The sequence below is a fragment of the Mesorhizobium sp. M8A.F.Ca.ET.207.01.1.1 genome (assembly GCF_004794715.1).
In the GTDB taxonomy this organism is placed as follows: domain Bacteria; phylum Pseudomonadota; class Alphaproteobacteria; order Rhizobiales; family Rhizobiaceae; genus Mesorhizobium.
The window spans coordinates 79178-93524 of record NZ_SRUS01000002.1 but is presented as its reverse complement, the minus strand read 5'-3'; the positions used below and the strand labels follow the sequence as shown (position 1 = coordinate 93524).

The 14347-nt window shown below is 63.9% G+C and carries 12 protein-coding genes; 7 read left to right on the top strand and 5 right to left on the bottom strand.

All coding sequences use genetic code 11. The features are described from left to right. Positions 1–9: 9 nt before the first annotated feature. From EN850_RS05315 to EN850_RS05305, 3 genes are all read right to left on the bottom strand, one after another. Entirely contained in the window at positions 10–924 is a 915-nt protein-coding gene (locus tag EN850_RS05315) for an ABC transporter permease subunit (RefSeq protein ID WP_135920199.1), read from the bottom strand. Between the two features lie 7 nt (positions 925–931). Then, the gene (locus tag EN850_RS05310) at positions 932–1816 is read right to left on the bottom strand and encodes a sugar ABC transporter permease (protein ID WP_136090777.1); all 885 of its coding nucleotides are present in this window, start codon (positions 1814–1816) and stop codon (positions 932–934) included. Positions 1817–1973: 157 nt separating this feature from the next. Next, on the bottom strand, positions 1974–3326 hold the full coding sequence (locus EN850_RS05305; protein ID WP_127279191.1) for an extracellular solute-binding protein: 1353 nt from the start codon (positions 3324–3326) through the stop codon (positions 1974–1976). Between the two features lie 313 nt (positions 3327–3639). On the opposite strand from EN850_RS05305, the gene EN850_RS05300 reads away from it, so the two are divergent. Both EN850_RS05300 and EN850_RS05295 read left to right on the top strand, forming a co-directional pair. After that, positions 3640–3810 carry a hypothetical protein gene (locus EN850_RS05300; protein WP_246689147.1) on the top strand — a complete coding sequence of 57 codons (171 nt, stop codon included), beginning with the start codon at positions 3640–3642 and terminating at the stop codon, positions 3808–3810. Positions 3811–3974: 164 nt separating this feature from the next. Beyond that, a complete protein-coding gene (locus EN850_RS05295) occupies positions 3975–6425 on the top strand; it encodes an EAL domain-containing protein (protein WP_136090776.1) in 2451 nt (816 codons plus the stop codon). A gap of 18 nt (positions 6426–6443) precedes the next feature. On the opposite strand, the gene EN850_RS05290 is transcribed toward EN850_RS05295, so the two are convergent. Then, complete coding sequence (locus EN850_RS05290; RefSeq protein WP_135883474.1) at positions 6444–7124, bottom strand: TlpA disulfide reductase family protein; 681 nt, start codon at positions 7122–7124, stop codon at positions 6444–6446. A 37-nt stretch (positions 7125–7161) separates the two neighbouring features. On the opposite strand from EN850_RS05290, the gene argH reads away from it, so the two are divergent. The 3 genes from argH to lysA all read left to right on the top strand — a co-directional run bounded on the left by argH (position 7162) and on the right by lysA (position 10204). Continuing rightward, a complete protein-coding gene (gene argH / locus EN850_RS05285) occupies positions 7162–8562 on the top strand; it encodes an argininosuccinate lyase (protein WP_127872228.1) in 1401 nt (466 codons plus the stop codon). A gap of 139 nt (positions 8563–8701) precedes the next feature. Then, a complete protein-coding gene (locus tag EN850_RS05280) occupies positions 8702–8908 on the top strand; it encodes a lipoprotein (protein WP_015315543.1) in 207 nt (68 codons plus the stop codon). A gap of 27 nt (positions 8909–8935) precedes the next feature. Next, entirely contained in the window at positions 8936–10204 is a 1269-nt protein-coding gene (gene lysA, locus EN850_RS05275) for a diaminopimelate decarboxylase (RefSeq protein ID WP_135867556.1), read from the top strand. Between the two features lie 20 nt (positions 10205–10224). Here the strand turns inward: lysA and EN850_RS05270 are convergent, their stop codons facing one another. Next, a complete protein-coding gene (locus tag EN850_RS05270) occupies positions 10225–10527 on the bottom strand; it encodes a metalloregulator ArsR/SmtB family transcription factor (RefSeq protein ID WP_136090775.1) in 303 nt (100 codons plus the stop codon). 50 nt (positions 10528–10577) lie between these two features. Here EN850_RS05270 and EN850_RS05265 point away from each other — a divergent pair, with 50 nt between their 5' ends. Together EN850_RS05265 and EN850_RS05260 are read left to right on the top strand one after the other, a co-directional pair. Further along, positions 10578–11519, top strand: a complete 942-nt coding sequence (locus tag EN850_RS05265) for a threonine/serine dehydratase (protein WP_136090774.1) — start codon at positions 10578–10580, stop codon at positions 11517–11519. Positions 11520–11731: 212 nt separating this feature from the next. Continuing rightward, complete coding sequence (locus EN850_RS05260; protein WP_136090773.1) at positions 11732–14326, top strand: TIGR02302 family protein; 2595 nt, start codon at positions 11732–11734, stop codon at positions 14324–14326. Positions 14327–14347: the final 21 nt, after the last annotated feature.

Genomic DNA, 14347 nt, shown 5'->3' with positions numbered 1-14347 from the left:
GTCTCCTTGTTACTTCTCGGTGGCGATCAGGCCGCGCACGAACCAGCGCTGCATCAACACCACGACAATCATCGGCGGCAGCATGATGATGAGTGTTCCGGCCATGGCGATGTGCCATTCCGGGGCGCCACCGACATTGGGGATCAGCTGCTTGAGCTCGGTCACCGCCATCGCATGCGACTGGTCGGTGGTGATGAGCAGCGGCCACAGATACTGGTTCCAGGCCCACAGGAACATGATGGTGCCGAGCGCGGCCATATTGTTGCGCGACAGCGGCAGCAGCACGTCGATGAAGAACCGCAGCGGCCCGGCACCGTCCATGCGCGCGGCCTCGGTCAACTCGTCCGGCACGGTCAGGAAGAACTGCCGGTAGAGGAACGTTCCGGTCGCGGTGGCGACCAGCGGCAGGATCAGGCCGCTATAGGAATTGAGCAGCCCCAGGCTCAGTGCAACCCGCACGCCCGATACTTTCTCGATCAGCCAGGACAGCCCGGTCAGGTCCAGGATCGTCTGATAGGGCTCGAGCACGTTGGCGACCACGGCGTAGGTCGGCACGATGCGCACTTCGAGCGGCAGCATCAGCGTGATGAAGATCAGCCAGAAGATCAGCATGCGGCCAGGATAGCGGAAGTACACGATCGAGAAGGCGGTGAGCGCCGAGATGATCACTTTGCCCGCCGCGACGCCGAACGCCATGATGAAGCTGTTGAGCAGCTTGGGGCCGAGATCGGCCGTCACCCAGGCCGTCTTGATGTTGACCCAGAAGTCACTGCCCGGCAACAGCGACATCGGCACATCGTTGACGTCCTTGAGATTGTGCGACGCGGCGATCGCCACGATGGCGAACGGCGCGACACAGAAAACGAAGCCGACGAACAGGATCAGATGCGTGAAGAAATTGAGGAACGGGGTGCGTTCGACCATGATCATCTCACCTGTAGTGCACGCGCCGCTCAATGAAGCGGAACTGGACAATGGTGAGGGCGACGATCAGCACCATCAGGATAATGCTCTGCGCGGCCGCGCCCGAATAGTCGAGGCCTTTGAAGCCGTCCGAGTAGATCTTGTAGACCATCAGGTTGGTGGCGTTCGCCGGTCCGCCTGATGTCATGATGTCGACGATGCCGAAGGAGTCCTGGAAGCTCTCGGTGATATTGATGACGAGCAGGAAGAAGATGGTCGGCGTGATCAGCGGGAACTGGATGTCCCAGAAGCGCCTGAGGACACCGGAGCCGTCCATCGCCGCCGCCTCGATCAGGGATCGCGGGATTGCCTGGAAGGCCGCGAGGAAGAAGATGAAGTTGTAGCCGACATATTTCCAGGAAAAGGCGACGATGATCGAGGCCATGGCATCAGCGCCGTCGAGGCCGGGATCCCAGAAGCCGGGCCAGACCTGGTTGACGACGGCCATGAAGCCGGCTTCCGGCGCCAGGATGAACCGAAATGCCAGCGCCAGCGCTGGCGCGGCGATGCCGTAGGGCCAGATGAGCACCACGCGATACAGCCACGAGCCGGCAAGCTGCCGGTCGGTCAAGGCGGCCAACACCAGCGCGATGAACATCGCCAGGCCGGTGCTGATGGCCGCGAAAATCAGGCTGGCGGTGATCGAGTTCCAGTAATCGGCGTTGGACAGGATCGAGCGGAAATTGTCGAGGCCGACCCAGATGTTGCCGCCGCCCCAAGGCTGCTGCAGCGTCAGCGACCAGTATACCGCCTGGCCGGCCGGCCAGTAGAAGAAGGTGAAGATCAGGAACAGCTGCGGCACCCCGAACAGGATACCGATCGTCCATCTGCTGAAAGTGACGCGTTTTTCCATCGGTCCGCCGACGCCGCTCAAGCGGCTCGCTTGGTGCAAGGTGAGACTAATAACGAAATGGCCGCCCGTCGACCCAAGCATGATCCCGGAAAGTGGAAACCGGTTTCGCGATCATGCTCAACGGGAGTCGCCGGACGGGCCAGTGCATTTCAGCGGATCAGGGCAGCGTCTTGCCCGGATAGGTCTGCTGGAAGCGGTCGAGGATGGCGTCGCCGTTCTTGACCAGCGTGTCGAGACCCTCCTGGACGCTGACCTTGTTGGCGAAGATCGCCTGCATCTGCGTGCCGAACTCGGCGCGGATCTGGGTGAAGTTGCCCAGGCGCACGCCACGGGTGATCTCTGTCGGCTCCGACGCGGTCAGGCTGGCGATCGCGACTTCACGACCCTTGTAGGGCGCCTTGTCGTAGAACCCTTGCGACTTCAGGTATTCGAAGCCCGACTTGGTCACCGGGATGTAGCCGGTGTTGGTCGACCAGAACAAGGCGGTCTTGGGGTCATGGATGAAGTTGAGGAAGGCGGCCGCGCCCTTGTATTCCGCGTCCGACTTGCCGGAAAGTACCCACAGCGAAGCGCCGCCGACGAGCGAGTTCTTGCGCTCGGTGCCGGCATAGACCGGCAGTTCGGCGACATCCCACTTCATGCCTTCCTTCTGCGTGCGGCCGACCGTGCCGTGGTCGCCGACCGAAGTCAGAATGACCTGGCAGGTGCCGGTGGCGAAGGCCTGCACCATGTCCTGGCCGAGATCCTTCGACTTGATCTTGATCAGGCCGGCGTCATACCACTTCTTCAGATCGGTGACGTACTGGACGAATTTGGTCTTGTTGACCTCCAGACGGGCATCGAGACCGTCATAGCCATTGTTCTTGGTGGCGATCGGCTGGTTGTGCAGCGCCGAGAACTGCTCCATCAGCTGCCAGCTTTCATTGGCCGAGATGTTGATCGCCATCGGGCATTCATAGCCGGCGTCCTTCAAGGCCTGGAGATCGGTGGCGACATCTTCCCATGTCTTGGGCGCTTCGGTCTTGCCGATCTTGGCGAAAGCATCCTTGTTCCAGTACATCAGCGGGGTCGAGGAATTGAACGGAAAGGACAGCATCTCGCCCTTCGACGTCGCGTAGTAGCGCGCGATGCCGGGGAAATAGTCGGCGTAGTCGATCTTGTAGCCGTTTTCTTCCATCAGCTTGTCGGCGGGCTTGTAGGCGCCCGACAGCATCATGGTGGCGGTGCCGACGTCGTAGACCTGGACGACGGCGGGCTGCTTTCCGGCGCGGAAGGCGGCGATGGTGTTCTGCAGCGTCGCGTCGTAATTGCCCTGGCTGGTGCAGGTGACTTCATAATCCTTCTGCGACTCGTTGAAGTTCTTGCACAGCGTATCGACGACGCGGGCAAGATCGCCAGAAAGGCCGAACCAGAAATCGAATTTTACCGGTTCCGCGAAGGCAGGAACCGCCACCGCCGTGCTGAGCACGCCTGCGGCAAGGGCAGCGAGGCCCCGCTTGATGATCGTCATGATTTCTTCCCTCTTGAATGACTGTTGACAAGGGTCTGCGCAAGTCCTTGCCCGCTCTCTTAGAGAAGGTATGTGACAGTTCTGTTGTGGCCTCCCGGGCCTGTGGACAGCCGGTCTTTCCTCCCCCTCGGCGGTTGCGCCGGCATGAAAACGTCACACCGGCGCCTTAGGTAGCTAGGGCGGCCGCCGACGACGTAAAGGCCGCCATGATTATCCGGCTAAAGGGATGATGAAATGCTGGTGAAGCAAGCGCCATGAGCCGCTGTTCGCGGCCCTTGCCGAGCGCGGCTATGACTGGCAGGCGGCCAACGACATGGGCCTGCCCACCCAGCGCCGGCCGGCCGGCACGCCGGTCGGCCGCATCGACTGGTTCTTCACACGCGGCCTCGCGGCCAGCGCGCCGGCGGTCCTTCCGGCGGTGTTGCCGGACGGCAGCCCGAGCTCGGATCATGAAGTCCTGACCGTGACCGTTCGCCTGAAATAGCCGCCGTCTTCAAGTCGGCGCGGCTGAACTGGCCGGTACTCTTGCGGCCAGACTGCGCCGCAAGAGCACGCTATGGTTGCAGGCGACTTTATCGATCCTTCAACAGCCAAGCATTAATCAGTCATATTTCTTTCTTTATTTCCTGTGGGCTAGGGGGAAATAAGATGCTGACGGTCTATAACTGCATCGTCAACCAGCACGATCTGCGACTGGTCGCACTGGCAGCGCTGATCTGCGGAATTTCCTGTTTCTCTGCCGTAAACCTGCTTCACCACATCAGCCGCTCGACGGACCGCAACCGGCTGGTCTGGCTGATGATATCGGCGACTTCGACCGGGTTCGGCATCTGGGCAACGCATTTCATTGCCATGCTCGCCTTCACGCCGGGCATCCCCAGCGCCTACGATCCGGGGCTCTCCGTGATCTCGCTCGCCGCCTCGGTCGCACTGACGGCGGCCGGCATGTGGATCGCCACCTTGCGGGACGAGATCGATTACCATCTCGTCGGCGGCGCCATCCTGGGCGGCGGCATCGCAGCCATGCACTACATCGGCATGGCGGCGTTCGAGGTCCAGGGACGGATCGAATGGAACCTGCTGCTTGTCGCCGTTTCCCTGCTGGCCGGTATGACGCTTGCGGCACTGGCGCTGCATGTCGTGCTGCGCCGCCCTTCCTTGTCAGCGACATCCGCCGGCGCGGTGCTGCTGACGCTGGCTATCTGCACCTTGCATTTCATCGGCATGGGCGCCGTCTCGATCTTTCCCGATTCCTCGATCGTCATATCGCAGTACACGATCGCGCCGACCTCGCAGGCTTTCGCGGCCGCGGCCGCCACCCTGGTGATCCTGGTTCTGTCGGCATCGGCGTTGTGGATCGACCTGCGCTTCCGTCGCCAGAAACTCGAAGTCGACCGCATGCATGGCCTGGCCAATGCAGCCGTGGAAGGCCTGATCGTCTGCGATGGCAGTCGCATCGTCAGCGCCAATGACAGCATGGGCAAGCTGACCGGGACGCCGGCTACGACGCTGAACGGCATGCAACTGGGCGAACTTTTCGACGAACGCGCAGCATCCGATGCGACCAGCCTGGAGGGCCAGCCGCAGGAAGCGGAGCTAAGGAGCCGCGATGGGACGAGAATACCCGTCGAACTGATCGCCAGGAGCATCGATTATTGCGGCAAGCCCCACAATGTCATCGCCGTACGCGACATACGCGAACGCAGGAAGGCGGAGCAGGAGATCCTTCGCCTTGCCCATTTCGATCCGCTGACGGGGCTTGCCAATCGCCGCAGTTTCTCCAGCCGTCTCGACGCGGAAATCGCATCGATGAACCGCGTCGCGACTGCCGACGCAAACATCAAGGGCCGGCATCTTGCGCTCTTGCTGCTCGACCTCGACCGCTTCAAGGAGGTGAACGACCTCTACGGGCACGGCGCCGGCGATGCCATGTTGCAGAAAGTGGCAAGCTGCGCGTCCGGCGTTCTGCGCCACGGCCAGATGCTTGCGCGCCTGGGCGGCGACGAATTCGCCATCATAGCCCCCAATTTGCCCGACCCGCAGGCGGCGGGCCGCATCGCCAATGCGGTACTCGCCGCCATGCGTGAGGAAAACCGGGCAGCGGTCGGTGGCGGGCTGGTCTCGGCCAGCATCGGCATCGCGGTCTATCCGCTCGATGCCGAGGACCAGACCAGCCTGATCAGCCATGCCGATACGGCACTCTATCGCGCCAAGACCGAAGGCAGGGACACGTTTCGCTATTTCGAAGCCTCGATGGGCGCCGAGGCTCGCGACAAGCGCGTGATGGAGCACGAATTGCGCCAGGCCGTCGTGCGCGGTGAATTCTACCTCGTCTACCAGCCCCAGAAGGAGATCAGCAGCGGTAAGATGGTTGGCTTCGAGGCCCTGATCCGCTGGCGCCATCCTGAACGTGGCGAGGTTTCTCCGGCCACTTTCATTCCGGTGGCCGAGGACAGCGGCGCGATTGGCCAGATCGGGGATTGGGTGCTCGAAGCGGCCTGCGAGGAAGCCGCGCGCTGGGAAAACCCGCTGACGGTCGCCGTCAACGTCTCCGCGGTGCAGCTCCACAACCCAAATTTCAGCCGCAAGGTCCACGAGACCTTGCTGAAGACAGGCCTTGCCCCGACCAGGCTCGAACTCGAGATCACCGAAACCGCGCTGGTGAAGGACATGCCGCGTGCGCTGGCAACCCTGCGCCAGGCCAAGTCGCTCGGCGTGCGCGTGGCCATGGATGATTTCGGTACCGGCTATTCCTCTCTTTCCAACCTGCGCGCCTTCCCCTTCGACAAGATCAAGATCGATTCCTCCTTCATCAAGGCGGTCGACACGAACGGCCAGGTCGCGGCGATCGTGCGCGCGGTGCTGGGGCTGGGGCGCGGCCTTGGCCTGCCGGTTCTGGCCGAAGGCGTCGAGACGCTTGGCGAGTTGAAGTTCCTTGACGCCGAGGCCTGTGAGATCGGCCAGGGCTACTATCTCGGCAAGCCGGCGCCGATCGAGGCGTTCGACGACCTGACCGGCCACGGCAAGCCCACTCCGGTGCGTGCCGGCCGCCGGGATGGCAGCCTCGTGCTGCTCAAGCCGAGCGTGCGCTCGGCTTGAACCGCGACATGCGTTGGCTCACGACCCGAGCGCCGTCTCGACCAACCGCTTGGCGTCCGGCCCGGACCATTCGGCCGGACCGTTCATATGGGCGATCAGGCAGCCTTCGCCGTCGATCAGCATGGTGACGGGCAGGCCGAGCGCCAGACCGCGCGTCTTGAGGTCGTTGAACAGCGTCATCGTCGAATCCCGGTAGTAGCCGAGCGTGTGCACACCGGTATCGGCGAGAAACTTCTTCGGCTTCACATCGTCGCCGGCATCGACGTTGACGGCGACGACCTGAAAGGCGTCGCTGCCTTTCTCCTTTTGCAGCGCATCGAGCGCCGGCATTTCGGCACGGCATGGCGCGCACCATGTCGCCCAGAGATTGAGCAGCACCGTCTTGCCGGCATGGTCGGCGATCGTCATCGGCTTGCCGTCCGGCCCGTTGAAGGCGAGGCTCCTCATCGACTGCGGCGGATCGGCCGGCAAAAGTGCCGCGACCTCACCGGTGGCCGCGGCCGCCACCTTCTTGGCGCGATCGCTCTTGGCGGCGCAGGCGACGTCGTCCTTGCTGTCGCCGGCGGCCACCTGCGCCGGTGCGTTGTTGCCAGACCGGCTCTCGCTGACATATACCGCGACCGCGCCGGCCAGCGCTCCCGCCACCAGGGCGGCGAGGATCAGGCGCGGGGCCGGGAAAAATCTGTTTCCGTCTGCCATTTTCTCAAAACTGCTCCGAGGCACGGGTTTTATAGCGATGAGCGACAAGAAGACCAGCAACCAGATGTGGGGCGGACGATTTGCCTCGGGTCCGGCCGCGATCATGGAAGCCATCAACGCGTCGATCTCGTTCGACCGCAAACTCTACGCGCAGGATATTCGCGGTTCGATCGCCCATAGCGAGATGCTGGCGCAGACGGGCATTATTTCGGCTGCCGATCAAGAAAAAATCGCTCACGGCCTGAACACGATCCTGAAAGAGATCGAAGCTGGCACGTTCGAGTTCTCGACCAGGCTGGAAGACATCCACATGAATGTCGAGGCCCGGCTCGCCGACCTGATCGGCTCGGCGGCCGGCCGGTTGCATACCGCCCGCTCGCGCAACGACCAGGTGGCGGTCGATCTGAGGCTCTGGGTCAAGGACGAGTGTTTTCGCGTCGCCGAGGCGTTGAAGGGGTTGATCGGGGCGCTGCTGGAACGGGCCGGGGAGCATGCGGCGACCGTGATGCCGGGCTTTACCCATATGCAGGCGGCGCAGCCGGTTACCTTCGGCCACCATTGCATGGCCTATGTCGAGATGTTTTCGCGCGACCTGTCGCGCGTGCGCGACGCCATCGAACGGATGGACGAGAGCCCGCTCGGCGCCGCCGCCCTTGCCGGCACCAGCTTCCCGATCGACCGTCACCAGACCGCCAGGGCGCTCGGCTTCCGCGAGCCGATGCGCAATTCGCTGGACAGCGTCTCCGACCGCGATTTCGCGCTGGAGTTCCTCGCCATGGCCGCGATCTGCGCCACACATCTGTCGCGGCTGGCGGAAGAGATCATCATCTGGTCGACGCCGCAATTCGGCTTCATCAGGCTGTCGGATAGCTTTTCCACCGGCTCTTCGATCATGCCGCAGAAGAAGAACCCCGACGCCGCCGAACTGGTGCGCGGCAAGACCGGCCGCGTCAATGGCCATCTGGTCGGCCTGCTGACGGTCATGAAGGGCATGCCTTTGACCTATGGCAAGGACATGCAGGAAGACAAGGAATCGGTCTTCGACGCCGCCGAGACGCTCGACCTGATGCTGGCGGCGATGACCGGCATGGTCTCGGACATGACGGTGAACGCAGCCGCGATGAAGAAGGCCGCCGGCTCCGGCCACGCCACCGCCACCGACCTTGCCGACTGGCTGGTGCGCACTTTGGGCCTGCCGTTCCGCGAAGCCCATCATGTCACCGGCCGCGCAGTGGCGCTGGCCGAAGAGAAGAAGGTGAGCCTGGAGAAGCTTGCGCTGGAGGATCTGCAATCGATCAACCCGGGCATCACTTCCGATATATTCTCGGTGCTGGCGGTGCAGAACTCGGTCAAGAGCCGCACCAGCTTCGGCGGCACCGCGCCGTCGGAAGTGAGGAAGCAGATCCGCGCCTGGAAAAAGCGTATCGCCAAGGCGTGATCCCGGATATTGCGATCAGCAATATCCCGATGTTGCGACCAGAAATATCCCGATGTTGCGATCGGCAATATCCGGGGTGCAATACGTTGAGAACTCGGCTAAAAGCGGCGGCTGGCAAACGTTTCGGACGGATGGATCGATGACCGGAAGCAGGATTTTGGTAACGCTGACGCTGCTTGCGGCGCTTGCCTCCGTGACCGCCTGCGGCCGCAAGGCCGGCCTCGATACGCCGTATGAGGCGGCTGTCCAGGCGCGCAAGGATGCCGAGAAGGCCCACCAGCCCGTGCCGCCGGAACCGGAAAAACCGGTCGTGGACAAGAAGTTCATCCTCGACCCGCTGATCTAGCACCCGCCAACTTCCGGAACCACTCTCGTGAACCATTTCGACTACCGCGACGGCGTGCTGCATGCCGAGGACGTGGCAATCCCTGATATCGCCGCACAGGTCGGCACGCCGTTCTACTGTTATTCGACGGCGACCCTGACCAGGCACTACCGTGTCTTCGTCAAGGCCTTTGCCGGGCTCGACGCGCTGGTCTGCTACGCCATGAAGGCCAATTCCAACCAGGCCGTGCTGCGGACCCTGGCCAAGCTCGGCGCCGGCGCCGACGTGGTCTCGGAAGGCGAATTGCGCCGGGCACTGGCCGCCGGCGTCCCGGCCAGCAAGATCCTGTTTTCCGGTGTCGGCAAGACGGCGCGTGAAATGGACTTTGCGCTCGAAGCTGGCATCCTTTGCTTCAACGTCGAATCCGAGCCGGAGCTCGAACTCCTGTCGGCCCGCGCCTCGGCTCTCGGCAAGGTGGCGCCGGTGTCGCTGCGCATCAATCCCGATGTCGACGCCCGGACCCACAAGAAGATCTCAACCGGCAAGGCCGAGAACAAGTTCGGCATTCCGTGGCAGCGGGCGCGCCAGGTCTATGCCCGCGCGGCAACGCTTCCCGGCATCAAGATCACCGGCATCGATACCCATATCGGCAGCCAGATCACCGAACTGCAGCCTTTCGACGACGCCTTCGCTTTGCTGGTCGACCTGGTCGGCGCGCTGCGCGCCGACGGACATGCGATAGAGCATGTCGATCTCGGCGGCGGCCTCGGCATTCCCTATCGCGTCGACAACAACCCTCCCCCCTTGCCCGACGCCTATGCCCAGGTCGTCCGCAAGCATGTCACCAAGTTGGGCATGAAGGTGATGTTCGAGCCGGGCCGGCTGATCGTTGGCAATGCCGGCATCCTGGTCTCGGAAGTGATTTTCGTGAAGGAAGGCGACGCCAAGAACTTCCTCGTCGTCGACGCCGCCATGAATGACCTGATCAGGCCGACGCTCTACGATGCTTTTCACGAGATCAGGCCGGTCGTGCAGCCGCCGGCCGACACGCCGCGCATGATGGTCGATGTGGTCGGCCAGGTCTGCGAGACCGGTGACTATCTCGGCCTCGACCGCGACCTGCCGAGGCTGAAGGCGGGCGATCTCGTCGCCGTTTCCACTGCCGGCGCCTATGGCGCGGTCCAGGCCGGCACCTACAACACCCGCCTGCTGGTGCCGGAGGTGCTGGTCGACGGCGACCGTTTCCATGTCGTTCGTCCGCGCCTGACTTATGACGAACTGATCGGGCTGGATTCGGTGCCGGACTGGCTTGCATAGAAGCCGCCCTGGCCGCGATGCTATAGCCGGTTCTGGATGAGCGCCCTTGTGTCGGCGATCCTGTCCTCGTCACGGCGGTAGAAGGTCCATTGCTTGATGCGCTTGGTTCTGAGCAAGCCGGCCTGGGTAAGCACACGCATATGCTCGGAAAGCGTCGCCTGCGTGATGCCGAGCTTCTCGGCGATCAGCAGCGCGCAGACGCCGTCCTCGACCAGATCGCCATCCGCCTGTGCCCGGAAATGCGCACGCGGATCCTTGAGCCAATCAAGAATCTGTAGCCTGCGTTGGTTGGCGATCGCCTTGAAGACATCAACCTCTTGCATTTAGCCATTTTGCCAAGTTACTAATTGCTGTCAATCCCGAGGAGATTTTGATGTCGCAGGGCAACACCGTCACACGCGAACGCATTGCCGCGATGGAACCGCGTATCCGCCCTTATGTCAGGCACACGCCGGTGCTGCGCATCGACATGGCCGACTTCGACCGGCCGCCACTGGCGGTCGACCTCAAGCTCGAATGCCTGCAGCATTCCGGCTCGTTCAAGGCGCGCGGCGCCTTCACCAACCTTCTGGAGCGGCCGGTTCCCGACGCCGGCGTCGTTGCCGCGTCGGGCGGCAACCACGGCGCCGCTGTCGCCTACGCCGCCATGCGGCTTGGGCACAAGGCGACCATCTTCGTTCCCGAAGTGAGCCCGCAGGCCAAGCTGGACCGCATTCGCGGCTATGGCGCCGACCTCGTCGTCGGCGGTGCCCGCTATGCCGAAGCGCTGGCCGCCAGCGAACGTTTCGCCGAGGAAACCGGCGCCCTGCAGATCCACGCCTTCAACCAGGAGGAAACGTTGATCGGCCAGGGCACGCTCGGGCTCGAGATCGAAAGCGATCTGCCTGAGATCGACACGCTGCTGGTCGCCGTCGGCGGCGGCGGCCTGATCGGCGGTATCGCCGCCTGGTATGCCGGCCGCATCCGCATCGTCGCCGTCGAGCCCGAGGGCGCGCCGACGCTTCATCGCGCCTTCGAGGCCGGCCGTCCGGTCGACGCGCCGGCCGAAGGCATCGCCGCCGATTCGCTGGCGCCAAAGCGCGTCGGCGAAATGATGTTCCCGATCGCCGAAGCCTTCGTGGAACGCTCCATCCTGGTCAGCGATGACGACATCATCGCCGCCCAGAAAGCGCTCTGGAACCGCGTGCGCATCATCTCGGAACCAGGTGGGGCCGCCGCCTTCGCCGCGATCCTGTCCGGCCGCTACACGCTGACGCCGGGCGAACGGGTGGCCGTGCTGGTCTGTGGCGCCAACGCAAACCCCGCCAATTTCTGATCGCAACCATTTCGGCCGGCTTCACGTTTTCTCAAACCGCCTCGCCTTTGCCGTGTTTGCTGGTATTCTTCGAGTCGTGAGGCTTGGGCCATCCTGCCCGCCCCACGGCATGGTCCCGAAAACTCGAATCCGGTTTTCGGAACAGATCATGCTCAAGGAGATAGAGCCCATACCGGTCCTTTCAGGACGGAACAGAGCTCTAGGAAGGGCCGATGACGCAACGACCCATCTTCAGCAACGACCGCGGCCTGGCCGGACGCCTTGCCTTGAGCCGGCTGGCGACGCGGATCGCGATAATGGTCGAGCGTGGCTGGCCGCTGCTGCTCCCGCTCATCATTGTCGTCGCTCTCTTCCTCAGCGCCTCCTGGTTCGGCATTTTCCCCCGGCTGCCGGATGTGGTGCGCGTCGGCCTTGTCGCCCTGTTCGGCCTGGCAGGGCTGGCCGCGCTCTATCCGCTGCGCTTTTTCCGCATGCCTGGCGCCGCCGAGGTCGATCGCCGCATCGAGGCCGCCAACAAACTGCTGCACAGCCCCGTACAGGTGCAGAGCGACCGGCCCAGCGGCCAGGAAAGCAGTTTTTCGCAGGCGCTCTGGCGCGAGCACCAGAAGCGCATGGCTGGAAAGCTCGACAGTCTCGGCGCCGACCTGCCGCGCACGCGCGTGCCGGAGCGCGACCCCTGGGGACTTCGCGCCGTGGCGGCGCTGCTGCTCGTCACCGCCTTTGCCTTCTCCTTCGGGCCGACCGGCGGCAGGATAGCAGACGGTTTCAGCGCACATGGCACGCTCGACGCCGTGCCGCCGCGCATCGACGCCTGGGTGACGCCGCCGGCCTATACCGGCAAGCCGCCGATCTTCCTGACCGCCGACGCCAACCAGGCGACGCCAACTTTCCACGTCCCCGAGGGTAGCGACGTCTCCTTGCGCGTCACCGGAGGCTCGGGCGAGGAAACGCTTGCCTATGCTGACCAGGACGGCAACGCCCGCGCCATCGACCCGGCCAGCCCGCAAGCCGCCGCCACGGCCAAACCGGCCGCAAGCCCGGCACCGTCCAAGGTGCGCCAATTCACCGGCAAGCTGACTGGCGATGGCATGCTGACGCTGAAATCGGGCGACGACCAGCTTGGCCGCTGGGCCTTCGCCGTGATCCCTGACAAGCCGCCGCAGATCCGCTTCGTCGGCGAGCCCAAGCGCGCCGCCAACGGCGCCTTCGAGCTCAACTACCAGATCGACGATGACTATGGCGCCGCCACCGCCAAGGCGGTCTTCGCGCTGGCCGATCCGCAGGCGCCAGGTGCGCATCCGCTCTATGGTCCGCCCGACATGCCGCTGACGCTGCCGCGCCGCGGCGGCAAGTCGAATGCCGCCCGGACCACGAAGGATCTGACCGAGCATGTCTGGGCCGGCGGCAGCATCAAGCTGACGCTGGTCGCCACCGACGACGCCGGACACACCGCGTCCAGCGAAACCAAGACGCTCTTGATGCCCGAGCGGCCATTCGCCAACCCGCTGGCGCGCGCCGTGATCGAACAGCGCCGCCTGCTCGCGCTCGACACCAATGCCAAGCCGCGCGTGCTCGACCTGATGGACGCCATCACGCTGCGGCCTGAAGACACGTTCGACAACATGTCCCACTACCTCGCCATCATGAGCGCGATGAGCCGGCTGAAACTGGCCGGGAACGATGATCAGCTGCGCGGCGAGGTCGCCTATCTCTGGGAAATCGCGCTCGGCATCGAGGAGGGCAATCTATCGGCCGCCGAAAAGCGGCTGCGCCAGGCGCAGCAGGCGCTGCAGGACGCCATCAAGAACGGCGCCAGCGACGCCGAGATCGAGAAGGCGATGAAGGAACTGCGCGAGGCGATGAACCAGTTCCTGCAGGAATTCGCCGAACGCGCCAAGCAGAACCCGAATGCGCCGCAGATGCAGCAGAACGGCCAGGAACTGCGCCAGAGCGACATCGACCGCATGATGGACCAGATCGAGAACCTGGCGAAGTCGGGCGACCGCGACAAGGCGCAGCAATTGCTGTCGCAACTGCAGGACATGATGAACAACCTCCAGGCCGGCCGCCAGCAGCAGGGCGGTGAGCAGGACAGCCAGATGCGCCAGCAGATGGACAAGCTCGGCGAGATTTTGCGGCGCCAGCAGGAGATGATGAACGACACGTTCCGCATGGACCAGATGCAGCGCGGCGAGCGACAGCGTGGCAAGAATCGCGACGAGCAGCTCGGCGAAGGCAGCGGCGAGAACCAGGACAAGCCAGGGGTTGGCGAGGACCGCGATCCGCTCGCCAGGCAAAAGCCGATGACGCCGCAGGAATTCGCCGATGCGCTGAAGCAGTTGCAAGAAGGCCAGGGGCAGCTGAAAAGCGATCTCGAACAGCTGAAGAAGGGCCTCGAAGGCATGGGCATGGAGCCCAATGAAGGATTTGGCGAAGCCGGCAAGTCCATGGGCAGCGCCGAGCAGGCGCTTGGCGAGGGTCAGGGCGACGAGGCCGTCGGCCACCAGGGCCGGGCGCTCGAGGCGCTGCGCAAGGGCGCCAAGGACATGATGAAGCAGATGCAGGCCATGCAGGGCGACCAGGGCGGCAGCCAGGAAGGTGGCCGTCAGCAGGACGCCGACCGTGACCCGCTCGGCCGGCCGCGCGCCAGCCAGGGTCCCGATTTCGGCGATTCGGTGAAAGTGCCCGATGAGATCGACGTGCAGCGCGCGCGCCAGATCCTGGAAGCGATCCGCAAGCGGCTCGGAAACGCGCTCAGCCCCGATATCGAGCGCAGCTATCTGGAACGGTTGCTGGAACTGAAATAGTAAACGGCGGAGCAACCGAAG